This window comes from Methylophilales bacterium, assembly GCA_019823025.1.
Taxonomy (GTDB): domain Bacteria; phylum Pseudomonadota; class Gammaproteobacteria; order Burkholderiales; family Methylophilaceae; genus BACL14.
Genome location: CP081940.1, coordinates 853,766 through 878,777, shown reverse-complemented (window position 1 = coordinate 878,777; position 25,012 = coordinate 853,766). Strand labels below are relative to the sequence as shown.

Genomic DNA, 25,012 nt, shown 5'->3' with positions numbered 1-25,012 from the left:
ATCTTGGACTCGTTATTTATATTGAGTTTTTTATGGAAAATCTTACAAAAGATTCTTACGAATTTTACTATGATTTATGGATGTATGTTTTTGTTGGTTACTGTGCAATTTTAATTTTCAATTTTGCAATGTTTGGTAAGGTAACCTTATGGAACTTACGATCAAAAAAGTAAGTCATATTTTTTTTATGAATGAAAATAATAATGATTCGCAATAACATAACAAATTTAAAATACTCATATAATCTGAAATATGAATATTTTAATCGCTTATCTAATACATATATCTATAGCAATAAGTCTATTGCTCTCATATTGCTTGTTGCTAGTTTTAGCAATTTAAGCGTAACGCTTTATTAGAGATGTCAAAAGTTAACTCCGATTTCTCTGAGGAAGATATTTCTCGCATAATTGAAATGGCTTGGGAAGATCGCACACCATTTGAGGCTATTTTAAAAAATTACGGATTAGATGAGCCTAAACTCATGCGCCTCATGCAGTCTAATTTAAAAAAATCATCGTACAAATTATGGAGGAAAAGAGTAAAAGAAAAATCTATCAAGCATTTGAAATTACGTTCATCCGAAGTAACAAGAGGATATTGTCCTTCGCAATACAAAATTTCTCGTTAAGTAAATATTCCTAAAAGAGGCTTCACAAGCTAAGGGAGGAGTAAGCTTATGAAGCCAGGTAAGCAATAAGAATAGCCTACTTATTTTATAGAGAGTCTGATTTAAATTAAATTCAATTTATTTATCTTGATCTTTCAAATCTAAATCAACCCCCTTCACTCTTTTTAAAAACTCTTTGCTATATTGTATTTTAGGTTCTTTTGATGGTTTTTTTGTTGGCTTTATCTTTCTACTAATTTCTGGTTTGTTATCAACTGGTGTCATAACTATATGAAAAATAGACATTACAACAACAATGATTGAAATGATCAGAATTGCAACAATGAATTCTGATAGGTATAAATCGGTTAAATGTTCAAATGCTTCATACATAGCTTAATTGTCTAATATTTACCTTCATTATAATGTGCTAACATATTTTTACATGTAATATTTATTAGGATTAATGATGTTAAAAAATATTATCATCTTAGTCGTTATAATTATAGGTGGCTATATGGTTTATACATATTATATGCAAAATAAAGAAATTACTGCCCTTGATGGAGTTGTCAATGAAGAACATCCTGGAGAATTAAATCCTGATGATGTTGTTAGTGATTAATTATTATTTTCATTATTTTTAAAATTTTTTAGGAGTCTAAAATGTTAAAGAAAATTATCTTATTAGTAATTATTGGAGCTATCGGTTGGTATGTATACAATAATTATATGAAATCAGAAGTTGACCAAGCAATTGATGCCACAGAGGAAGTTGTTGAAGAGGTTGTTGAAGATGTAGAGGATGCTGTAGATGATATGTAGCATGTAAGTTTTTTAAAAGGGCCTTTGAGGCCCTTTTTTATATCTGCTTTACTAAATCCTCTACTACTTTCTTCGCGTCTCCAAATAACATCATTGTCTTATCAGAATAAAAGAGCTCGTTATCCAAACCTGCATAACCAGGTGACATAGACCTTTTATTAACGATAATCATTTTTGCTTTATCTGCTTCTAGAATTGGCATGCCATAGATTGCACTCCCAGGAGTTTTTGCAGCAGGATTGACGACATCATTTGCCCCGATAACAAGAACTAAGTCGGTTTGACTAAATTCACTATTAATATCCTCCATTTCAACAACCTGTTCATATGGCACATCGGCCTCAGCTAATAGAACATTCATATGCCCCGGCATTCTTCCAGCTACAGGGTGAATCGCATATCTCACCGATACCCCTTTTTCAATTAGCTTTTCTGTGAGCTCTTGAAGTGCGTGTTGCGCTCTGGCCACAGCCAAACCATAACCTGGAATTATGATGATCGAGTCCGCATTTGACATTAAAAATGAAACATCGTCTGCTGAACCAGATTTAACATTTCTTTCTTTATCATCCGTTTGAAGAGAGCTTTGCTCGCCCCCAAACCCGCCCAGCATGACTGAGATGATTGAGCGATTCATTGCTTTACACATAATGTATGAGAGGATTGCACCAGAAGACCCGACACACGCACCTGCAATAATGAGCACTGAATTATTTAAGGTAAAGCCTATCCCAGCGGCTGCCCAACCAGAATAGCTATTAAGCATTGAAACTACAACTGGCATATCGGCGCCTCCAATTGGGATAATCAGCATAACACCCAAAACTAAAGCAATTGAAAGCATGACGAAGAATGCAAATAGTGATTCTGTTTGAAAGAATATTACGCCCGCACCAACCATAATTATAGCTAATACTAAATTAAGTAAATGTTGACCCTTAAATATGGAGGGATTTGCCCCAAATTTTCCTGACAGCTTTCCAAAAGCGATGACAGATGCTGAAAATGTAATTGCCCCGATGAATGCACCAATGAATAATTCAAACCTTTGAACTACCGAATGAATTTCTGAAACATTTAGCACTGCAGCTGTCGCAATTAGCACAGCGGCTAAACCTACAAATGAATGCATTAACGCTACTAATTCTGGCATCTTGGTCATCTCTACTTTTTTAGCTACGTAAATTCCAATAAATGCTCCAGATATTAGAGGTACGGCTATTAGTAAAGAAATTAAATTTGTGCCAATCATTAAAGTAGTGATAATGGCTATCCCCATCCCCACCATACCAAATATGTTTCCTAATCTTGAGGAGGTTGGAGATGACAGCCCCCTCAAAGCCAATATAAAAAATATTGCCGCAATTAAGTAGCTAATCATTGCAAATGCTTCATTTTTCATTTTTTAGCCTCCTCTTTTTTCTCTTTTTTCTTGAACATCTCTAACATCCTTTGGGTAACATAAAACCCACCAAAAATGTTAATGGCTGCAAAAAATATAGCAAAAGCTCCTAAAATGCTGCTAAATGTTATTATTTCTCCGTTAATTTCAACAACTTGCAATATCGCGCCTACGATGACTATCCCAGAAATTGCATTTGTCACTGACATGAGAGGTGTATGTAGTGCTGAAGTTACGTTCCAGACAACGTGATATCCAACAAATATTGCTAGAACGAATATAGTTATGTTTTGAACTGTTAATAGATCCGTCATCTTTATCCCTTTTTATTATTTTTCGATATTAATGTTTCTGTCACCAATTCGTCATTCTCATTTATATGTAATTGCCCCGATTCATTGATTAGTAATTTTGTAAATTCTAAGATATTTCTAGAATATAGAGCAGAGGCATCCGTACTCAACATGCTTGGTAAGTTATTAAAACCAATTATGGTGACGTTTTCTATCTGACAAACTTTGTTGTTCTGTGTGAGTGGACAGTTACCAGATCCATCAGAACCGCTACCTGCCGCCATATCAACTATCACTGACCCAAATTTCATTTTCTTTACTGTTTCTTCAGATAGAAGTTGTGGAGGTGATTTACCAGGAATTAAAGCAGAAGTGATAATAATATCTGCTGAAATAGCTTTCTCAGCCACTATTTTTGATTGTCTTATTAACCACGATTTAGGCATTGGTTTTGCGTAACCTCCTTGACCGATTGCGCATTCTTTTTCTTCTTCTGTTTCAAAAGGCACCTCTATAAATTTACCTCCTAAGGATTCAATTTGTTCCTGCACTGATGGTCTGACATCAGAGGCTTCAACAACTGCGCCTAGCCTTTTAGCTGTTGCAACTGCTTGAAGCCCTGCGACACCTGCGCCTAAAACTATTACTTTAGCTGCTTTGACAGTTCCCGCTGCGGTCATCAACATAGGCATAAATTTTTTATAGTAATCAGCCGCAAGTATTACCGCTTTGTAACCTGCAATATTTGCCTGAGACGATAAGACATCCATGGACTGTGCTCTTGTATTTCTAGGTAAGGCTTCTAAGGCAAAAGCTGATACTCCTTGTTTTTTTAGTAAATTTTGCAATTCATTGTTAAAAGGCTCTAACATTCCCACTAAAAACTGAGTTGGTTTTAGTGTGGTTATCTCCTTTTCACTTAAAGGCCTGACCATTAATAACAAATCTGATTTAAGGGCCTGGTCTCTTGAGACAATATCAGCGCCATTATTTTGATAATCTTCATCTGATATCGAAGCTTGTATGCCGGCACCCGCTTCTATTGAAACAGAATGGCTTAAAGCAATCATTTTTTTTACTGTTTCCGGAGTAGCTGCGACTCTTGATTCGCCACTGACTGTTTCTTTTAAAACACCTATCTTCATTATTGCTCCTTACCAAAATTTAAACCAAGATATCCAGCACTCACTCAAAAATTACTGATGAGTAGAATTGATATCTAACTTGCTATTATTTTGTCTTTAATGCTCGTTATTGATTTTACTATCTTAACAAGAGATGACTGTTTTGACGACCCCCGCCTAAATGCCATAGCAACACGGCGAAATGGTATTGGACTTTCAAAAGGCAAAATGTTTATTAAGTCATTTGAATAATTATTAGCAGTTGCACTTTGCGGTAATATAGAAATCCCTAAATTCGAAGCAACCATATTTCTTATTGTCTCGAGAGAGGTGCCAGCTTGAACCTCGGCCTTATCTGATATACCTGGACATGCCTCCCTTACCTGCATGCTAAAACAGTGTGTATTATCTAACAATAAAATCTTTTCATTTTTTAACTCTTTAGCATTAATTTTTTGTTTATTGTTCCAAGGGTGCTTTGTTGGTATTAAAACCTTAAAGGGTTCGTCATATAAAGGCTGTGTTTCAATACCAGGAACAACAAATGGTAGGGCAATTATTGCTGCATCAATTGATCCCTCCTCTAGCTTTTTAATTAGGTTTGTGGTGATATCTTCCTCAGCTTCAAGGATTATTTCTGGGGATGAGTTTTTTACTAATGGAATTATTGAAGGTAACAAATATGGAGCTATCGAGTATATTAAACCTATTTTGACTTCAACTTGTTGGGTATTTTTTTCAGTTACTGAAATTGCTTTAATCTTATCAACCTCTTCTATAACTATTTGTGCTTGATTGACAATTTTTTCACCAACAGTGGTCAGCGAAATTCCCATACGGTTTCTTTCAAAAATCAACACACCTAATTCATTTTCTATTTTTTTTATTGCTAAGCTAAGAGCTGGTTGACTAACGAAACTTTTTGCAGCCGCCCGCCTGAAATTTTTTTCTTGAGCAACTGAGACGACAAACCTTAGCTCACTGAGTGTCATTTACAAATTTATATATCTAAGTTACTAACTGCAAGCGCATTACTTTCAATAAACTTACGTCGTGGTTCAACATTATCGCCCATAAGCTCAGTAAAAGTTTCCTCTACTATCTGTGTGTCTTCTATTGTTACCTTAAGCAATCTTCTAACACTAGGGTCCATTGTAGTTTCCCATAGCTGTTCAGGATTCATCTCCCCTAAACCTTTGTACCTTTGAACATTTAATGTATTTCTTGCTTCTTGAAGCATCCATTCTATGGCTTCCTGGAATGATTCTATATTTTTAGATTTTTCCCCTCTACTTATAACAGCACCAGGTCCAATTAAGCCTTTAATTAAAAGGGATGTTTTTATAATTTGCTTATATTCACCGCTTAATAAAAACTCAGAGTCAATATTACTTGTATTTAAATTGCCATGGACAAATTGATTTATTTCTATTGAATATTTCTTATTTTCTTCATCATGTTTTAATTCGAAATTAATATTATCTTGATTCATGAAAGTCTTAAGTTGTTCTAAGTAATTTTTAGTAGAATCTTCACTATCTAAATTAATATCCCCGATTTGATGAATGGCTCTTAGCAATGATTCATCATAACGACTTGATAATCGCCTGATAATAGATTCTGTTATTAACATTTCTTTCGAGATATTTCTAAGACTTTTATCGTCCAACGCATCCCCTTTTTCTTTAGTAATCAATGATGCATCATTTAGAGCAGATTCAATTAAATACTGTTCTAATTCTTCCTCATCTTTTAAATACCTTTCGTCTTTACCTTGTTTTACTTTAAACAAAGGGGGTTGTGCGATGTAAATATGTCCTTTCTCAACTAACGCATGCATTTGTCTGAAGAAAAATGTGAGCAAGAGTGTTCGAATGTGAGCGCCATCCACATCAGCATCTGTCATAATTATAATTCGATGGTATCTTAATTTTTCGACATCAAATTCTGCCCCTATATTTGTTCCAAGCGCTGTGATGAGAGTGGTTATTTCTTGAGAGGATAAAATCTTATCAATTCTTGCTTTTTCTACATTTAGAATTTTACCTTTTAAAGGAAGAATAGCTTGATTTTTTCTGTCTCTACCTTGTTTGGCAGACCCTCCCGCTGAATCTCCCTCCACTAAGTATATTTCGCATTCTTCTGGGTTTTTTTCTTGGCAATCAGCTAGCTTACCTGGCAATCCCATTGAGTCCATTACCCCTTTTCTTCTTGTCATATCTCTAGCTTTTCTGGCAGCATCTCTAGCTCTTGCTGCATCTACAATTTTATTACATATAACTTTGGCGTCTTGGGGATGTTCTAATAAAAACTCTGTCAGTCTCTTGCCTACAACATCTGATACAACGGGTTGTACTTCGCTAGACACAAGTTTATCCTTGGTTTGTGATGAAAACTTTGGTTCCGGAACCTTAATGGATAAAACACAAGTTAAGCCTTCCCTCATATCATCACCCGATGTTTCTACTTTTGCCTTTTTTGCAATTTCGTTACTTTCAATATATGCATTGATAGTTCTTGTCATCGCCGCTTTCAAGCCTGTTAGGTGAGTACCGCCATCCCTTTGGGGAATATTATTTGTAAAACAAAGGGTATTTTCTGCATATGAATCATTCCATTGCATACTCACCTCAATCGTCATGCCATCTTTTTCTGTCTCTGCATAAAATGAGTTTTTATGTAAAACATTTTTTGCTCTATTCATGTAATCAACAAAACCCTTTATTCCACCAGACAAGGCAAAGTTTTCTGACTTACCGGTTCTATGGTCAATTAATTCAATCTTTACACCATTGTTTAAAAAAGAAAGTTCACGTATGCGCTTAGCCAATAACTCAAAGTGAAAATTTACATCTGTAAAGGTTTCTTTAGATGCAAGGAAGGTTATTTCTGATCCTGTTTTATCTGTTTTGCCAGTAACCTTCAGAGGCTCAACAATATTGCCTTTTTGAAACTCTGCTTCATGTATATTCCCGCCCTTACTTATCTTTAATTTAAGCCAATCTGACAGGGCATTGACAACTGAAACTCCAACGCCATGAAGACCTCCAGACACTTTATAAGAGTTTTGATCAAATTTTCCACCTGCATGAAGCTCAGTCATTACAATTTCAGCTGCACTTCTTTTTAGCTCATCTCCCTCTTTGATATCTGTAGGAATTCCCCGGCCATTATCACTTATAGATACAGAGTTGTCTGGATGAATTATGACCTTTATGTCATCACAGTGCCCAGCTAGCGCCTCATCAATCGCATTATCAAGAACTTCAAATACCATATGATGCAGACCACTTCCATCGGATGTATCACCAATATACATCCCCGGTCTTTTTCTAACAGCATCTAAGCCTTTAAGGACTTTAATACTACTTGAATCATAGTCTACGTTATCATTATCTGCGGGCATCTATTGATCCTTTATATTCTCATTGGCATTACTACATACTTATAATCTTCATTATTTGGGATGGTTACTAAACAACTACTTGATGAATCTTTAAAGGCAAAATTTAGTTTATCGTATTGAATGTTGTTCAATACATCTATTAGGTAAGTAACATTAAAACCAACATCAATATCTTCACCTTGATACTTTATTTCCATTTCTTCTTCTGCCTGCTCCTGTTCACTGTTGGTGCTAATCATTTTTAAATTATTTTTTGTTATCACAACCCTTATACCTCTATATTTTTCATTTGATAAAATAGAAGCTCTTTGCATGGCAGTTAAAAGGGTTTGTCGGTCTATCTCAAAAATATTTGGATGCCCAACTGGAATCACTCTAGAGTAGTCAGGGAATTTACCATCGATTACTTTGGTAATTAAGTCTATGTTGTTAAAATGAAAATGAGCTTGGGTTTTGCTAATATTAATTTCTATATCATCATCTCCATCACCTAATAGTTTTACTAGTTCCAAAATTGTTTTTCTTGGGATGATGGTTTGAATTTTGCCAAAATCTTTCTGAAGTTTAATTGAGGTAAAGCTTAATCGATGACCATCAGTACCCACAATATTTAATTTTTGGTTGTCCACCTCAAATAACAATCCATTCAAATAATATCTTATGTCCTGTTGAGCCATAGAAAAATCAACTTGCTTTAAGATGGCTTTAAAATCTTTTTGTTTAAGCTTAACAAAAGTATTATCTTCTTCATCCTTTTTCATAACAGGATAATCTTGGGCAGCTAGTGTTTGAAGATTAAATTTACTCTTTAGCGCCTTTACCAAAACTGTTGTATCGTTTATTTGGATATTTAATTTAGATTTTTCCGGTAACGCTCTCGTAATATCAAGAATCTTTCTTGCTGAAATAGTTGTTTCAAAAGAATCTTCAAGTTTTGTCTCAACAGAAAGAGAAATTTGCATTTCTAAGTCTGTGGCTGTAAATCTTAAATTGCCTTGAGATCCTTCAAGTAGGATATTTGATAAAATAGGAAGGCTTAATTTTCTTTCAACAATTCCTGCAACATTACTTAAGGGATCTAAAAGAGTATCTCTATCTATTTCTATATTCATAATATTTTCTTTATATATTTATTAATAATAATAATAATAATAGGACGGTTTTACAAAATAAACTTAATATAACCTCTATAAATCATTTACTTAAGGTGTTATAAAACCTATGATTTACAATAGTTTTAATTGTGAACAAATTGTGCATTAAAATAAAACCAACGTTGAGTTTTTGTTAACTCTAATATTATTCACAACCAATCCACAGTTTATCATTTTTAACCGCGCAATACTTGCGTTAAAAAACCTAAGTCTTGACTAATGTTTTGGTCTTTAAGTCTTAATGCTTCAATTTCTTCACATGCGTGCATAATTGTTGTGTGGTGCCTCCCACCATAAGCAGCGCCAATGTCAGGAAAACTTAAATTAGTAAGCTCTCTTGTAAGTGTCATAGCTATTTGTCTAGGGCGTGAAAAATTTCTAGATCTTTTTTTACTTAATATGTCGCTAATCTTTATTTTATAAAATTCTGCTACAGTCTTCTGTATATTTTCTACACTCACTTGTCTACCTCGAACAGCAATTAAGTCCTTTAATGATTCTTTGGCTAGGTTTGTATTAATAGGTACATTCATAAAGTTTGACATAGCGACTATGCGGTTCAATGCTCCCTCTAACTCTCTTACATTTGACCGAATCTGTTTGGCCACAAAGAATGCTACGTCTTCAGGTAAATCAATTTTATTTTGTTCTGCTTTCTTTAAAAGAATGGCAACCCTCATTTCAAGTTCGGGGGGGTCAATAGAGACTGTTAATCCCCAACTAAATCTTGTTCTTAGTCTGTCATCAACACCGATTATTTCTTTAGGATAAGAGTCACAAGTAATAATTATTTGTTTTTTATTTTCAATTAAATGATTAAATGCATAAAAGAATTCTTCTTGAGTTCTATTTTTCTTTGCAATAAATTGAATATCGTCAATGAGTAGCAGATCTAAATTGTGGAAGGTTTTCTTAAAGCTATCAAACGATTTATTTTCATATGCTTTTACAACAGCATGCACATACCTTTCAGCATGTAAATATTTAATCTTTGAATCAGGTTTTAATAGCTTAACGTGGTTGCCAATTGCATGCATCAAATGGGTTTTGCCAAGCCCAACGCCTCCATATATAAAAAGTGGGTTATAAGTTTCTCCAGGATTCTCAGCAACCTGTTTACCAGCAGCAGTGGCCAGTTGGTTTGCTTTTCCTGTTATAAAATTATTAAAATCAAAGCTTTTACTGAGTCCGTTTATTGTTGTATTTGAGGGACTCTTTTTTGGAATTTTGTTTGGGGGCGGTGCTTGAAGTAAGGGGTCTTTTTTCTTACCTTTTTTGGTTACTAAATATTCTATATTTTCAGTATTTAAATATTCTTTAGCCAGAAGTGATATTTCTTTATCGAATCTATCTTTTACCCATTCAAGAACAAATTGATTGGGAGCATGTATAGTAGATTGATTTTTACTAGCTTTGAACGAAAGGGGCTTTATCCACGTATTAATTTGTTGGTTGGTAAGTTTCTTTGAAAACTTATCAAGACATAACTCCCAAAATTCAGTCTCTTCCATCATTCTCTATAAATCATCCATTATTTCTATTGTTTCTAAACCAACAAATTTGTTCAAATATTTACACTGATGTTATCTTAAATTCTAAAAGTTATCCACAACCTTTTTTAATCTATTTAAGGTACATTTCGTTGACAAAATACACTACATGACGTAATGTTCTGATTCAAAAATTATTGTAAGTAATTAGGAGTTAAAATGAAACGCACTTATCAACCATCAAAAATAAAGCGTGCAAGAACTCATGGATTTTTGGTGCGAATGAAGACTCGTGGCGGTCGTTCTGTAATAGCATCACGTCGAGCTAAAGGAAGGGCTCGCTTAGGATTATAATTACCATCATGAAACTAGTAAATTCAGATGAATTTACAGCGGTATTTAATCATAAAAAAAGGTTATCCTCAGAAAACTTGTTTCTTTACTACCGTCCTAATGAGATGGGTAAAAATAGATTGGGATTTGTTGTTCCAAAAAGAATTGAAAAGCTTGCCGTTAAACGAAATTATATGAGGAGATCGCTAAGGGAAATCTTCAAGAGTATTTTTAAATCAAACCATCATTATTCTTTTGATTTTATTGTCAGCATTAAAAAAACTTTTTACAAAGATGATTTTCATTCGCTTAAAGCACAGGTAGATTCCCTTTTTTTAAAGTTACCTCACTAAAAAAATGAGAAAAATTATTATTTTATTAATAAGATTTTACCAGGCGTGCATTAGCTCATTTATTTTGCCTAGATGTAGGTTTACTCCTACATGCTCAGAATATACAATTGAGGTTTTAAAAAATCACGGAATCCTTAAGGGCTCATGGTTTGCTTTCAAAAGAATTTCAAGGTGTCATCCATTTTGTAAAGGTGGTTATGACCCCGAACCAAAATAATACTTGAGGTAAATATGGAAACTAAAAATCTAATTATATTCGTTGTTTTATCATTTTTAATACTGGCTTTCTTTGGACCTCAACCAGACAAACCAAATGAAGACAATAGTAATGATACAAATGTAGTTGCAGATAAATCATTACCAAGTGACATAAAAAACAAAGAGATTTCAACAGGCTTTAGTTTAGATAAAACAAACTATGTACAAGTTGAAACTGATATGTACAAAGTTTCTATTAGTAAAGAGGGTGGAGATATTAGAAATTTATATTTAAAAAAATATAAGGACAAAAATTCTAATGATTCTTATCAGTTAATGAGCGATGCTACGGACCCACTTTTATATATAGCTCAATCAGGCTTGTTGGGAAAATCTCTACCGACGCACAGGTCTATTTATGAATCCCCTGTTAATAACTACAAAATGGAGGGGAGAGACCTGCAGGTCCCATTAATCTTTGAAAATGACGATTTTCTTGTGAAGAAGGTTTACACATTTAGGGCAGATTCATACGAAATTGATACGACCTTTGAAATTATGAATAAATCTCAAAGTAATATTACTCCCACCGCTTATTATCAGTTTATTCATGATGGAGAATCAAATCAGGGTTCCACTTTTATGCCAACTTACACTGGCACGGCTTACTATACTGATACTGAGAATTTTCAAAAGGTTAGTTTTGGTGATGTAGAAAGCGCTCCATTTACATTAAACGCTAACAATGGGTGGATTGGCATAATTCAAAGATACTTTGCATCATCATGGATCATTTCTTCAAAAGCAAAGAGAGAATTTTTTTCTAAAGAAGTGACATCCAATACTTATGCCTCTGGTTTAAAAACAGGGCTTTCAGAAATCTTACCTGGAGAATCATTATCATTTAATGCCACGTTATATAGTGGACCTCAAGCTAAAGAATTGTTAGAAAAAGCAGCGCCTGGAATGGAACTTACGGTTGATTATGGTTGGCTGACAATACTAGCAGCGCCACTATTTTCCGTATTATCTGGCATTCAAAAGGTTGTCGTGAACTGGGGAGTCTCAATCATATTGCTTACTGTACTAATTAAGCTTTTATTTTATCCATTATCGGCAGCTAGTTACAAATCTATGGCACAGATGCGTGAACTTGCTCCTCGTCTTCAAAGTATGAAAGAAAAATTTGGTGATGATAAGCAAAAAATGCAAAAGGCAATGATGGAATTATATAAAGCTGAAAAAATTAATCCTCTGGGAGGGTGTTTACCTATTCTAGTTCAAATTCCAGTATTTATTGCTCTATATTGGGTGTTGTTGGGTTCGGTTGAATTGAGAAATGCACCGTTTTTGTATATTTCAGATTTATCTTCAAAAGACCCTTACTATTTGTTGCCAATTTTAATGGCAGCTTCTATGTTTGTTCAAACAAAGTTAAATCCAAAGCCTACAGACCCAATGCAGGCAAGATTAATGATGATGATGCCAATAATATTTAGCATATTCTTTTTCTTTTTCCCAGCAGGTCTAGTTTTATATTGGCTTGTAAATAATTTACTCTCCATGGTGCAACAATGGCATATCAACAGAAAAATACATGCGGCGGCATTGAAAAAGAAAGGCCATGCTTAACGAAAGCACTACAATTGCTGCAATATCAACAGCAAAAGGTGTCGGTGGCATTGGCGTAGTTCGAGTTTCTGGTAAACGTGCACTCGAAATTGCAAAAAATATATGTACAGCTGACCTATCTCCTCGAAAGGTAGAATTCACCTCTTTTAAAGATAAAAAAAATGTCACCTTAGATCAGGGCATTGTTATATATTTTCCATCTCCTAGTTCTTTTACGGGTGAAGATATCGTTGAATTTCAAGGCCATGGTGGCGTTATGGTTCTAAATTTAATCTTAAATGCCTGTTTATCTTTTGGTGCAATTTTGGCCGAACCTGGTGAATTCACTAAAAGAGCCTTCTTAAATAATAAATTGGATCTCTCTCAAGCAGAGTCTGTTGCTGACCTTATTAATGCATCTACGGAAGCAGCCGCTAAAAGCGCTATAAATTCTTTACGTGGAGTTTTTTCTAATAAAATCAACAACTTACTTAAAAATCTTACTGAGCTAAGAATATTTGTTGAAGCTTGCCTAGATTTCCCTGAAGAAGATATTAACTTTATTGATCAAGGCAAAGTAGATGAAAAGTTGAAAAATATAGAAAAAAATGTGAGTGAAATTCTAAACGTTGCTCGTCATGGCCAATTACTAAGAGATGGGTTAAAGGTAGCTTTAATAGGGCAGCCTAATGTAGGTAAATCAAGCTTATTGAATCAACTAGCAAAAGAAAGTAAGGCAATTGTGACAGAAATTCCAGGCACTACGAGAGATCTAATAAAAAGTGATATTAATATTCAAGGTATCCCAATTCACTTAACTGACACTGCAGGTTTAAGAGAAACCGCGGATATTGTCGAGAAGCTAGGGATTCAAAAAACCTGGGAAGCAATTAAAGAAGCTGATATCACATTAATAATTGTTGATGTTACAGATAATAATTTTAATTATGAAAATAAATTAAAAAAAGAGCTACCGAAGGACAACGTAATAATTATTATAAGAAATAAAATAGACTTACTAAAACAACAATCTAGAGTTGATGAGCAGAACAATGTAACAGAGATATTTGTATCAGCTAAAAAAGGAAATGGTATAGAGTTAGTTGAAAAAGAAATCCTCAAAGTTGTCCATAGAGATGAGCTTTCAAGCAATAAAGAAGATTTATTTATGGCAAGAACAAGGCATATAGAAGCGCTAGAAAATGTAAAAAGCGCCTTAACAAAAGCTCTCTTAAACCTCCAATCACCCGAGCTGGTAGCAGAGGAGCTGATGATCGCTCAAAAATCCTTAAGCAAAATTACTGGTGAATTTTCATCCGATGACCTGTTAGGCAATATATTTGGACAATTCTGTATAGGTAAGTAGGTTTCACGTGAAACAATTTAAAAAAAGAAGAGATAATGGTTTCACGTGAAACATCGACATATCAATATCCAATTAAATCCAGTAAAATTAAACCCTAAAAAATTTAATAAAAAAATATGGATTTTCCTAATAACTTTGACGTGATTGTAATCGGTGGCGGTCATGCTGGTACTGAAGCATCGCTGGCATCTGCACGTCTGGGCAAAAAAACCCTCTTGTTAACTCATAATATTGAAACACTTGGCCAAATGTCATGCAATCCGTCAATTGGAGGCATTGGTAAAGGACATTTAGTCAAAGAGATTGATGCAATGGGAGGCATCATGGGTCGAGCTGCAGATTATGCAGGTATCCAGTTTAGAACACTTAATTCAAGTAAGGGACCAGCAGTTAGAGCTACAAGAGCTCAATCAGACCGGTTACTATATAAATCATATGTAAGGAAAAGTTTAGAGAATCAAGATAATTTATGGATTTTTCAACAATCAGTCGATGATGTAATTTTAAAAAATCAAGAAATTAAGGGCGTTGAAACCCAGATGGGCCTGAAGTTTTTCGCAAAAAACGTAGTTTTAACTGCCGGTACCTTTTTGGGGGGTTTAATTCATGTCGGTTTAGAAAATTATAATGCAGGTAGAGCAGGTGACCCATCTTCAACAAAGTTAGCAGCCAAACTTAAAGAATTAAATCTTCCAGTAGGAAGATTAAAAACCGGGACACCACCAAGAATTGATGGTAAAACTATAGATAAATCAAAAATGATAGAGCAGCCTGGAGATAGTCCCACTCCTCATTTTTCTTTTATCACGCCAAAAATTGAACATCCTGAACAAATCTCTTGTTGGATCACCCATACAAATAATAAAACACACGATATTATAAAGAGTGGAATTGATAGATCTCCGATGTATACCGGGGTTATTGAGGGAATAGGTCCAAGGTATTGCCCATCAATTGAAGATAAAATTCATCGATTTGCTGATAAAGATTCTCATCAGATATTTATAGAGCCAGAAGGGTTAACAACGAATGAAATATACCCTAACGGCATATCTACAAGCCTTCCTTTTGATGTCCAGATAGATTTAGTAAGATCTATCAAAGGATTAGAAAATGCACATATTTTAAGACCGGGTTATGCCATTGAGTATGATTATTACGATCCACGCGCCCTAAAAATGAGCTTAGAGACAAAAGATATTAAAGGTTTATTTTTTGCTGGACAAATTAATGGGACTACAGGCTATGAGGAGGCAGCAGCCCAAGGACTAATAGCAGGTATGAATGCGGCTTTGAGGGTAGATGGCAAAAAATATTGGACGCCATCAAGAGAAGAATCTTATATCGGCGTTATGATAGACGACTTAATAACAAGGGGTGTCACAGAACCTTACAGAATGTTTACAAGCAGGGCTGAATACCGTCTTTTATTAAGAGAAGATAACGCTGATGAAAGGTTGACACAAAAAGCAAAAGAAGTTGGCTTGGTATGTGATAATCAATGGCAGAACTTCTCTGAGAAGCAGGCTATCATTAACAATGAAGAAAAAAGACTAAAGAAATTAGTTGTAAAGCCAAATGATTTAAAAAAAGATGATCAAATAAAAATGTTTGGTCATCACCTCGATAAAGAATACAAAGCATTTGATCTATTGAAAAGGCCGAATTTAAAATACGATGATCTCATGGAATCACTCAATGAAGATAACAACATAAGGCGGGATGCGGCAGATCAAATTGATATCTTAGCAAAATATTCTGGATATATCATGAGACAAAAAGAGGAAATCGCCAGAATTAAAGGGCAACTCAACGTACTTATACCAGAGGATATTAAATTTGATGAAATTCACGGCATCAGCACTGAGGTTAGACAACTTCTAAATTTACATCGACCAGAATCAGTTGACCAGGCATCAAGGATATCTGGCATAACACCTTCAGCAATATCAATCTTATTAGTTTTTATTAAAAAAAATAGAGATAAGCTAACAATTAAGAGGAAAGAAAAAATTGCTTGATGATAAAGCACAATTAGAAAAAGGAATGCAAAAATTAGGCTTTGAAAATATCCCTCAAATTATTAGTAAACTATTGATTTATAAAGAATTATTAATGAAATGGAATAATTATGTTAACTTAACTTCAGTTGAAAATACAGAAATTGTGACACATCATTTTTTAGATTGTCTCGCGGTTATTCCTTTTATTAAGTCTTCAAGACTGTTAGATGTTGGAACAGGTGCAGGTTTACCAGGAATAGTCATTGCCATTGTAAATCCAGATATTAAGGTAAGTTTGATAGATAAAGTTGGTAAAAAAATCACTTTCATTAAAAGGATTATTGCCGAATTAGAAATTAAAAATATTGAGACATACCATGAAAGAGTGGAATTATTAACCTCTGAAGAAAAATATGATGGCATTATATCTAGAGCTTTTTCAAACATGGAGGTTTTTATAAAATCTACAAAACACCTTATAAAAAGTAAAGGAGTTTGGTATGGCATGAAAAGTAAAAAGATTTTGGATGATGAGATGATTAATATCAATGATCCTTGGGTCTTAGAAAAACTTGATATCCCATTTTTACAGGCTGAAAGATATTTAGTTAAGGTATCAAGCTCGTGAAAATAATAGCAATATCAAATCAAAAAGGCGGTGTAGGTAAAACCACAACAACAGTAAACTTAGCCGCATCCCTTGTTAGCATGAATAAAAAGGTATTGTTAATTGACCTCGATCCACAGGGTAACGCAACGTCAGGTGGGGGAATAAATAAAAGCCAGATCCAAAACTCCATATACGATGTCCTAATAGGCGAGGTTTCCTTAGATGGAACGATTCTGCACTCCAAAGAAAGTTTGTTTGATATCTCACCAGCTAATCAAGATTTAGCTGGTGCAGAGATAGATTTAGTCGGTATTGATAACAGAGAATATATGCTAAAAAATGCAATTGGCACATTAAAAAAAACCTACGATTTTATTTTAATTGATTGCCCCCCAACACTAAATTTACTAACTATTAACGCGTTAGTTGCGGCAACGGCTGTCCTGATTCCCATGCAATGTGAATATTATGCATTAGAAGGGCTGTCAGATTTAGTGGGCACAATTAAGCGAGTAAAAAAACAATTGAACCCCACTATAGAAATAGAAGGGTTATTAAGGACATTATTTGATAAAAGAAATACGCTTGCACAGCAAGTATCTGATGAACTGTCCTCGCACTTTGGTTCAAAAGTTTATAAAACTATCATTCCAAGAAATGTAAGATTGGCTGAGGCTCCAAGTCATGGTAAAGCTGCTATGTTCTATGACAGATCATCTAAAGGTGCTAAGGCATATTTAGCTTTAGCTGAAGAAATATTAAAAGGAAAACTATAATGAAAAATAGAGGGTTAGGTAGAGGGTTAGATGCATTGCTTAGCAATGATGGCGATAATGTATCAAGTAAAATAGAGACAACAAACGTAATGCCATTAAACCAGCTAATACCCGGAAAGTTTCAGCCAAGGAAAAATTTTAATCAAGACTCATTGAAAGAACTCGCTGAATCAATAAAAGCCCAAGGTATTATCCAACCAATTCTTGTGAGGATGACGTCCAATAATCAGTACGAAATTATAGCGGGTGAGAGAAGATGGCAAGCAGCTAGAATTGCAAAACTTGATGAGGTCCCAGTTGTTGTCAAAGATATATCTGATTCAACAGCATTAGCTATGGCTTTAATTGAAAATATTCAACGTGAAGATTTGAATGTTATTGAAGAGGCAAGAGGTATAAAGCGTTTGATTGATGAATTTAATATTACACATGAAGCTGCTGCTGAAGCAGTGGGAAAATCTAGAGCTGCCGTATCTAATACTTTAAGATTGTTAAGCTTGTGTGAACATGCACAAAATGCATTAGAGACGAATAAAATAGAAATGGGTCACGCTAGGGCAATCCTTTCTTTAAGCCCAATAGATCAAGCGATGATGTGTCAAAAAATAGTTAACCAGAAACTTACCGTCAGAGAAGTTGAAAAAGAAGTTTCAAAAGGAGTAACAAAAAAAACTTCAAAGCAATCAAAAGATCATGATATTAAACGTTTGGAAAATGAGCTATCCGACATATTTGGAATTAATATATCAATAAGCCATAGACAATCTGGTAAAGGGTCAATCAATTTTAAGTATTCAAATTTAGATGAGCTGGAAAGAATTATTGCCAAGTTAAAATAATTGGGTTAGAAAACTTGACGAATTAGTAAAATAAAGGGAAAATTGCGAGCTTTGGTATTTAAGTAATAAAGCAATTACAATTTAAAGGTTTATTTCGTTAAGCTTTATTTTAACTAAATCAAAATGTTAATAACATAATATGGCTTTGCTAAAAAGTATTCCATCAGAATTATTTGATATGATGAAAAAGCTTCACATCATTGTTCTAGTGGTAGCTTTAATTGTGTTTTTTATAGCAGGCTTTACAGCGGCAATTTCGGTTGTATTGGGAGCAATGTGTGTAACCTTAGGCATAATATTTTCAGCCCCAATAGCTTATAAAGCTAAAGGCACTGTTGCTGCATCAAAAGTAGTTACAGATGCTCTAAAAGGTGAATTGGTTAAAATTTTAACCATAGTTGTTTCTTTGGCAGGCATATTTATTTTTATTACAGCCATAGTACCAATTTTTATAATATTAGGTTTAGCAATAGCAGCAATTTTTTCTGGTATAGCAATATCAAAAGTAGACATTAAATAAGGGACATATAAACTAAATTGGCAGATAGCGCATACAACACTCCAGCTGATTATATTAGCCATCACTTAACCAACAACACCTATGCATTAAGTGACCATGATCTAATGATTCTTCACCTTGATTCTGTGGTAATGGCAATTATTATTGGTCTTTTTTCTATAGGTTTGATTTGGTTAGTTGCTCGTAAAGCGACCTCAGCAGTTCCAACAAAAACGCAAGCTTTTGTAGAGTTAATTTTTAGCTTTATTGACAGTCAAGTTTCGGCAATTTTTCATGGTAATCGTCACACGTTTGTTGCCCCCGCAGCACTCACTGTATTTTTGTGGGTTTTAATGATGAATGCGATGGATTTCTTACCTATTGATGTTATGTCAAAATTTTATGGTTTTCTCGGATTGCATGAATGGAAACATGTTCCAACATCAGATGTTAATACAACATTTGGATTAGCATTGGGGGTATGGTTCTTAATGATATTTTTTGGAATTAAAGCTAAAGGTTTAGGGGGCTGGCTTCATGAATTTTTTTGTGAGCCGTTTGGTTCTAAAATCTGGGTATGGCCAGCAAACTTTCTATTTAATTTAATTGAATATGTTTCAAAACCACTTTCTCATTCGCTTCGATTATTTGGTAACATGTATGCCGGCGAAGTTATATTTTTGCTTTTAGGATTGTGGGCGGCTACAGGAGTCTCTGGAATATTTTTTAGCTCTATCCTAGGAGCAGGCTGGGCGATATTTCATATACTAATAGTAGTTCTACAGGCATATATTTTTATGATGCTAACAGTAGTTTATTTAGCAATGGCTCAAGAAGGGCATTAATTTTTTTAACTTTTAAAGGAAGTAAATTATGGAATCAGTTGAATTTTTAGCTTTAATACAAGCATATACAGGTATTGGTATTGGTCTTATTATTGGTTTGGGTGCTGCAGGGGCATGTATAGGTATTGGTATCATGTGCGCAAGTTTTCTGGAAGGCGCTGCTAGACAACCTGAAATGATCCCCCAACTTCAAGTTAAGGTTTTCTTGTTATTAGGGTTGATTGATGCTTCATTTATTATTGGCGTTGGCTTAGCAATGATGTTTGCTTTTGCAAATCCATTATTAGCTGTAGTTGCTTAATAATTTAATATATAGAATTTTTAATCAGACGAGGAAAAGATGAATCTTAATTTTACATTAATTGCTCAAGCAATAGCCTTTGCAATTTTAATTTGGTTCACAATTAAATTTGTTTGGCCTCCGCTACTCAATGCAATTGAAAAAAGACAAAAGGAAATTGCTGATGGTTTAGCTGCTGCTCAAGAAGGAAAGCTTTCTTTGGAAGTTGCGGCAAAAAAAAATGCCGAAAGCCTTAATGAAGTAAAACAAAAAGGAGCGGAAATTGTAAGCCAAGCAGAAAAAAGAGCTTCAGAAATTGTTGAGTCAGCAAAAAAAGTTGCAAAAGAAGAAGGAGATAGAATTATAACAAGTGCTAAATCTGAAATTGATCAAGAAATTAATAGGGCAAAAGAAGATCTTAGGACACAAGTATCTACTTTGGCAATTGCAGGCGCCGAGAAAATTTTAAGTAAAGAAATTGATAAAAAAGCGCATGCAGATATGTTATCTAAATTAGCAAAGGATCTATAAGCTACTATGGCTGAAATTTCAACAATCGCTAGACCTTATGCAACTGCCATTTTTAATTTGGCCAAAGAGAATAAAAGTTTATCTGATTGGTCAAATATGTTGAGCTTGCTCAGTAATGTAGTTTCAGATAGTCAAATAAAAGATTTCATAGCAGATTCTAAAGTTTTAGATTCTGATAGAGAAAAAGTCATTCTAAAAATATGTAAAGATAAGATTGATAAAAGTGTTGAAAACTTTATTAAATTACTAATTGAAAATAAACGTTTATTAGTTTTACCAGAAATTGCATCATTTTTTGAAGAACTCAAAGATGCAGATGAAGGTGTTGTTGAGGCACACATAATAATGGCTGAAGAGCCAAGTAAAAAAACAGTTGATGATTTAATTAAAAGTTTAGAAAAAAGGTTTAATAAAAAAATAGAAGGCAAGGTAGAAATAAACAAGAGCATTATTGGTGGCACCAAGATTATAGTTGGTGATACCGTCATTGATGCATCAGTTCGTGGACAATTAGATAATTTAGCTTATACATTAAAAGCTTAAAATTAGGAGATATTTAATGCAGTTATCAACATCAGAAATAAGTGAACTAATTAAAAACAGAATAAAAGATTTCTCTACAAGTTCTGAAGCCAGAACGCAGGGAACAGTTGTTTCAGTTACAGACGGTATTGTTCGGATACATGGACTGTCGAATGTAATGTCAGGTGAAATGATAGAATTTCCCGGTAATACATTTGGGCTAGCTTTAAACTTAGAAAGAGACTCGGTTGGTGCAGTTGTTTTGGGTGATTATGAACATATTACTGAAGGCGATATCTGTAAATGTACAGGTAAAATCCTGGAAGTGCCAGTGGGCCCAGAGCTTTTAGGACGCGTTGTTGATGCACTTGGAGTTCCGATTGATGGCAAGGGTCCGATAAAAACTAAATTTTCTGATAAATTAGAAAAAGTTGCGCCAGGTGTTATTGATAGACAATCAGTTTCTCAGCCTGTTCAGACAGGTCTTAAATCGGTTGATTCAATGGTACCAATTGGGAGAGGTCAAAGAGAGTTAATTATTGGAGACAGACAGACAGGTAAAACTGCAGTAGCAGTTGACGCAATTATTAATCAAAAAGGCCAGGATATGAAATGTGTCTATGTGGCTATTGGTCAAAAAGCCTCAACGATTATGAATGTCGTTAAAAAATTAGAAGAAAATGGTGCAATGGAATATACAACAGTTGTAAGTGCATCTGCATCTGATTCTGCAGCTCTTCAATTCTTAGCCCCTTATGCTGGTTGTACAATGGGCGAGTTTTATAGGGATCGAGGAGAAGACGCATTAATTGTTTATGATGATCTTACAAAACAAGCAATTGCTTATCGTCAAATTTCGCTATTACTCCGACGTCCTCCAGGACGAGAAGCTTATCCTGGTGATGTTTTCTACATTCATTCTAGATTATTAGAAAGAGCGGCTCGAGTAAATGCTGAATATGTAAACAAATTTACAAAAGGAAAGGTTAAGGATAAAACAGGATCATTAACTGCCCTACCTGTCATTGAAACTGCGGCAGGTGACGTATCAGCTTTTGTTCCAACAAATGTAATTTCTATTACAGACGGTCAAATTTTCTTAGAAAGTGATTTATTTAATGCGGGAATACGACCAGCAATAAACGCCGGTATTTCAGTGTCTCGAGTTGGTGGAGCAGCACAAACTAAAGTAATTAAAAAACTTGGTGGAGGGGTACGATTAGCCTTAGCTCAATATAGAGAATTGGCTGCATTTGCTCAATTTGCATCAGATCTCGACGAAGCGACAAGAAAACAATTAGATAGAGGCCGAATGTTTACAGAGCTTATGAAACAAGCACAATATGCTCCTTTATCTGTATCTAATATGGCTATAACTTTATTGGCTGCTAATAATGGCTATCTTGACGATGTTCCTACTGAAAAAGTTTTATCATTTGAAAGTGCCCTACATGGTTTCATGTCCTCAAAATATAAAAAGGTAATAGATGACATTGAGTCCACATTATCATTGAGTGAAGATAGTGAGAAGAAAGCAATAAAAGCAATCGAAGATTTTAAAGCGACAAATACTTATTAAAAATAGGATTTTAAATGGCAGGAAGTAAGGAAATACGGACAAAGATTAAAAGTGTAGAAAATACACGGAAAATCACTAAAGCGATGGAGATGGTAGCTGCTTCTAAAATGCGTAAAGCACAGGATAGAATGACAGCAGCTAGACCCTATGCGGAAAAAATTAGGTCTGTTGCTGCTCACTTATCTCATGCACAGTCAGAATATAAACATCCTTTTATTATCGAAAGAGACAATATTAAGAACATAGGTCTTATCGTTGTTACTTCTGATAAAGGTCTTTGCGGAGGTCTTAATACAAATGTCTTAAGATCTTCTATCTCTCAAATTAAAGACTGGGAAAAACAAGGAAAGAAAGTACAGGTTTCTGCTATAGGCACAAAAGCAATTAGTTTTATGGGGCGGGTAGGCGCAAATATAAAATCCCAAGTTTCTGGAATGGGAGATACTCCACATATGGAGGACCTCTTAGGAGCAATTAAAGTCATGCTTGATGGATATGTAAATGGAGAGATAGATCAGTTGCATATTTGTTATACAAAATTTATTAATACCATGAAGCAAGAACCTAATATGGAACAGTTACTTCCACTTTCAGGCGATAAAAGTGAAACTCCGGATAGCACATGGGACTATATTTATGAGCCCGATGCGACTTTAGTAATAGATGCATTGTTATCAAGATATATAGAAACACTTATTTATCATGGGGTGGCAGAGAATATGGCTTCAGAACAATCATCAAGAATGGTTGCCATGAAGGCAGCATCAGATAATGCAGGAAATGTTATTGATGAATTGACATTGGTTTATAACAAAGCAAGACAGGCAGCAATTACTAAAGAAATATCAGAGATAGTTGGCGGTGCAGCAGCTGTATCTTAAATTTTAAATTAACTTTAAATTAAATAAAGTAAGGATAAATTAAATGAGTACCAAACAAATCGGAAAAGTAGTTCAATGTATCGGGGCTGTTGTTGATGTGGAGTTTCCACGAGACCAACTTCCTAAAGTTTATGATGCATTAATGATTGATGACAAAGACTCCACAGCGGAAACAGGTTTAACTTTAGAAGTGCAGCAACAACTTGGTGACGGAGTTGTTAGAACTATTGCGATGGGTTCATCTGATGGCTTATCTAGAGGTACTCAATTTGCTTCTACAGGAGCACCGATTCAAGTTCCAGTCGGTGAAGGTACTTTAGGTAGAATTATGGATGTTTTAGGTAGACCAATTGATGAGGTGGGTAAAATTGATTCAAAAGAATTTAGGTCTATCCATCAAAAAGCACCCGAATTTAATGATCTATCACCATCTATTGAGTTATTAGAAACAGGTATTAAAGTGATTGACTTAATGTGTCCTTTTGCAAAAGGAGGAAAAGTTGGCTTGTTTGGTGGTGCTGGCGTTGGTAAAACAGTTAATATGCTTGAGCTTATTAATAATATTGCTAAACAACATTCTGGCCTATCAGTTTTTGCTGGTGTTGGTGAAAGAACACGAGAGGGAAATGACTTCTATCACGAGATGGCAGAGGCTGGAGTAATTCAGTTAGAAAATATGAAAGAGTCAAAAGTTGCCATGGTGTTTGGTCAGATGAATGAGCCTCCTGGTAACCGACTAAGAGTTGCACTGTCAGGTCTTACAATGGCAGAAAAATTTCGTGATGAAGGAAGAGATGTTTTATTTTTTGTTGATAATATTTATCGTTACACATTGGCAGGAACAGAAGTTTCTGCATTATTAGGTCGTATGCCCTCGGCTGTTGGCTATCAACCAACACTTGCTGATGAGATGGGTAAACTTCAAGAAAGAATTACATCAACAAAAACTGGTTCTATTACATCGATTCAGGCAGTTTATGTCCCTGCTGATGATTTAACAGATCCATCCCCTGCTACTACTTTCCAACATTTGGATTCAACAGTTGTTCTATCAAGAGATATTGCCTCGTTGGGCATTTATCCAGCTGTAGATCCCCTAGATTCAACATCAAGACAATTAGACCCTCAAGTTGTTGGTGAGGAACATTATGCAGTTGCTAGAGCGGTCCAATCAACTTTACAAAAGTATAAAGAACTAAGAGATATTATTGCAATTTTAGGGATGGACGAGCTAGCACCTGAAGATAAGTTAGCGGTGGGGCGTGCCAGAAAAATTCAAAGATTCTTATCACAGCCTTTCCATGTAGCGGAAGTATTTACGGGGTCTCCTGGTAAATATGTGTCTCTAAAAGATACTATTAAAGGCTTTAAAGCGATTGTGGATGGAGAATATGACGACCTTCCAGAGCAAGCTTTTTACATGGTTGGAAGCATTGAAGAGGCTGTTGAAAAAGCAAAAACAGTTTCATAAATAAAGGACCA

26 protein-coding genes are annotated in these 25,012 nt (G+C 34.7%); 18 read left to right on the top strand and 8 right to left on the bottom strand.

Features of this window, described 5'->3' with window-relative positions; genetic code table 11:
- Nucleotides 1-361 precede the first annotated feature (361 nt).
- Complete coding sequence (locus tag K6112_04730; protein ID QZP17333.1) at nt 362-631, top strand: TIGR03643 family protein; 270 nt, start codon at nt 362-364, stop codon at nt 629-631.
- A 117-nt stretch (nt 632-748) separates the two neighbouring features.
- Here K6112_04730 and K6112_04725 read toward each other — a convergent pair whose 3' ends face one another.
- From K6112_04725 to dnaA, 8 genes are all read right to left on the bottom strand, one after another.
- Nucleotides 749-1,003 carry a hypothetical protein gene (locus tag K6112_04725; GenBank protein QZP17332.1) on the bottom strand — a complete coding sequence of 85 codons (255 nt, stop codon included), beginning with the start codon at nt 1,001-1,003 and terminating at the stop codon, nt 749-751.
- Between the two features lie 469 nt (nt 1,004-1,472).
- Nucleotides 1,473-2,837, bottom strand: a complete 1,365-nt coding sequence (locus K6112_04720; GenBank protein QZP17331.1) for an NAD(P)(+) transhydrogenase (Re/Si-specific) subunit beta — start codon at nt 2,835-2,837, stop codon at nt 1,473-1,475.
- Nucleotides 2,834-3,151, bottom strand: a complete 318-nt coding sequence (locus K6112_04715) for a proton-translocating transhydrogenase family protein (protein QZP17330.1) — start codon at nt 3,149-3,151, stop codon at nt 2,834-2,836. The genes K6112_04720 and K6112_04715 overlap by 4 nt, the downstream gene beginning before the upstream one ends.
- 2 nt (nt 3,152-3,153) lie before the next feature.
- Complete coding sequence (locus K6112_04710) at nt 3,154-4,275, bottom strand: Re/Si-specific NAD(P)(+) transhydrogenase subunit alpha (GenBank protein QZP17329.1); 1,122 nt, start codon at nt 4,273-4,275, stop codon at nt 3,154-3,156.
- A 74-nt stretch (nt 4,276-4,349) separates the two neighbouring features.
- Nucleotides 4,350-5,246: a LysR family transcriptional regulator gene (locus K6112_04705; protein QZP17328.1), complete on the bottom strand. Its 897-nt coding sequence runs from the start codon at nt 5,244-5,246 to the stop codon at nt 4,350-4,352.
- Between the two features lie 8 nt (nt 5,247-5,254).
- Nucleotides 5,255-7,660, bottom strand: a complete 2,406-nt coding sequence (gyrB, locus tag K6112_04700) for a DNA topoisomerase (ATP-hydrolyzing) subunit B (protein QZP17327.1) — start codon at nt 7,658-7,660, stop codon at nt 5,255-5,257.
- Between the two features lie 11 nt (nt 7,661-7,671).
- A complete protein-coding gene (gene dnaN / locus K6112_04695; GenBank protein QZP17326.1) occupies nt 7,672-8,772 on the bottom strand; it encodes a DNA polymerase III subunit beta in 1,101 nt (366 codons plus the stop codon).
- A gap of 218 nt (nt 8,773-8,990) precedes the next feature.
- Entirely contained in the window at nt 8,991-10,325 is a 1,335-nt protein-coding gene (gene dnaA / locus K6112_04690) for a chromosomal replication initiator protein DnaA (protein QZP18489.1), read from the bottom strand.
- A 198-nt stretch (nt 10,326-10,523) separates the two neighbouring features.
- Between dnaA and rpmH the strand changes: the two genes are divergently transcribed.
- The 17 genes from rpmH (at nt 10,524) to atpD (ending at nt 25,001) form a co-directional block, all read left to right on the top strand.
- On the top strand, nt 10,524-10,658 hold the full coding sequence (gene rpmH, locus K6112_04685; GenBank protein ID QZP17325.1) for a 50S ribosomal protein L34: 135 nt from the start codon (nt 10,524-10,526) through the stop codon (nt 10,656-10,658).
- An 8-nt stretch (nt 10,659-10,666) separates the two neighbouring features.
- The gene (gene rnpA / locus K6112_04680; protein ID QZP17324.1) at nt 10,667-10,990 is read left to right on the top strand and encodes a ribonuclease P protein component; all 324 of its coding nucleotides are present in this window, start codon (nt 10,667-10,669) and stop codon (nt 10,988-10,990) included.
- A 4-nt stretch (nt 10,991-10,994) separates the two neighbouring features.
- A complete protein-coding gene (gene yidD / locus K6112_04675; protein ID QZP17323.1) occupies nt 10,995-11,207 on the top strand; it encodes a membrane protein insertion efficiency factor YidD in 213 nt (70 codons plus the stop codon).
- A 14-nt stretch (nt 11,208-11,221) separates the two neighbouring features.
- Nucleotides 11,222-12,820 (top strand): membrane protein insertase YidC, encoded by a 1,599-nt coding sequence (gene yidC / locus K6112_04670; protein ID QZP17322.1) that lies wholly within the window; start codon nt 11,222-11,224, stop codon nt 12,818-12,820.
- Entirely contained in the window at nt 12,813-14,165 is a 1,353-nt protein-coding gene (mnmE, locus tag K6112_04665; GenBank protein QZP17321.1) for a tRNA uridine-5-carboxymethylaminomethyl(34) synthesis GTPase MnmE, read from the top strand. The genes yidC and mnmE overlap by 8 nt, the downstream gene beginning before the upstream one ends.
- Nucleotides 14,166-14,281: 116 nt before the next feature.
- A complete protein-coding gene (mnmG, locus tag K6112_04660; GenBank protein ID QZP17320.1) occupies nt 14,282-16,186 on the top strand; it encodes a tRNA uridine-5-carboxymethylaminomethyl(34) synthesis enzyme MnmG in 1,905 nt (634 codons plus the stop codon).
- A complete protein-coding gene (gene rsmG, locus K6112_04655; protein QZP17319.1) occupies nt 16,179-16,796 on the top strand; it encodes a 16S rRNA (guanine(527)-N(7))-methyltransferase RsmG in 618 nt (205 codons plus the stop codon). The genes mnmG and rsmG overlap by 8 nt, the downstream gene beginning before the upstream one ends.
- Complete coding sequence (locus K6112_04650; protein QZP17318.1) at nt 16,793-17,554, top strand: AAA family ATPase; 762 nt, start codon at nt 16,793-16,795, stop codon at nt 17,552-17,554. Before rsmG ends, K6112_04650 begins: the two co-directional genes overlap by 4 nt.
- Nucleotides 17,551-18,393, top strand: a complete 843-nt coding sequence (locus tag K6112_04645; GenBank protein QZP18488.1) for a ParB/RepB/Spo0J family partition protein — start codon at nt 17,551-17,553, stop codon at nt 18,391-18,393. Before K6112_04650 ends, K6112_04645 begins: the two co-directional genes overlap by 4 nt.
- 139 nt (nt 18,394-18,532) lie before the next feature.
- A complete protein-coding gene (locus tag K6112_04640; protein QZP17317.1) occupies nt 18,533-18,913 on the top strand; it encodes a hypothetical protein in 381 nt (126 codons plus the stop codon).
- 17 nt (nt 18,914-18,930) lie between these two features.
- Complete coding sequence (atpB, locus tag K6112_04635; protein ID QZP17316.1) at nt 18,931-19,737, top strand: F0F1 ATP synthase subunit A; 807 nt, start codon at nt 18,931-18,933, stop codon at nt 19,735-19,737.
- Between the two features lie 28 nt (nt 19,738-19,765).
- A complete protein-coding gene (gene atpE, locus K6112_04630) occupies nt 19,766-20,038 on the top strand; it encodes a F0F1 ATP synthase subunit C (GenBank protein ID QZP17315.1) in 273 nt (90 codons plus the stop codon).
- A gap of 39 nt (nt 20,039-20,077) precedes the next feature.
- Entirely contained in the window at nt 20,078-20,548 is a 471-nt protein-coding gene (locus tag K6112_04625; GenBank protein QZP17314.1) for a F0F1 ATP synthase subunit B, read from the top strand.
- Nucleotides 20,549-20,554: 6 nt separating this feature from the next.
- Nucleotides 20,555-21,091, top strand: a complete 537-nt coding sequence (locus K6112_04620; GenBank protein QZP17313.1) for a F0F1 ATP synthase subunit delta — start codon at nt 20,555-20,557, stop codon at nt 21,089-21,091.
- A gap of 16 nt (nt 21,092-21,107) precedes the next feature.
- The gene (gene atpA / locus K6112_04615; protein QZP17312.1) at nt 21,108-22,649 is read left to right on the top strand and encodes a F0F1 ATP synthase subunit alpha; all 1,542 of its coding nucleotides are present in this window, start codon (nt 21,108-21,110) and stop codon (nt 22,647-22,649) included.
- A gap of 14 nt (nt 22,650-22,663) precedes the next feature.
- Nucleotides 22,664-23,530 (top strand): F0F1 ATP synthase subunit gamma, encoded by an 867-nt coding sequence (atpG, locus tag K6112_04610; protein ID QZP17311.1) that lies wholly within the window; start codon nt 22,664-22,666, stop codon nt 23,528-23,530.
- Between the two features lie 43 nt (nt 23,531-23,573).
- Nucleotides 23,574-25,001 (top strand): F0F1 ATP synthase subunit beta, encoded by a 1,428-nt coding sequence (atpD, locus tag K6112_04605; GenBank protein ID QZP17310.1) that lies wholly within the window; start codon nt 23,574-23,576, stop codon nt 24,999-25,001.
- Nucleotides 25,002-25,012: the final 11 nt, after the last annotated feature.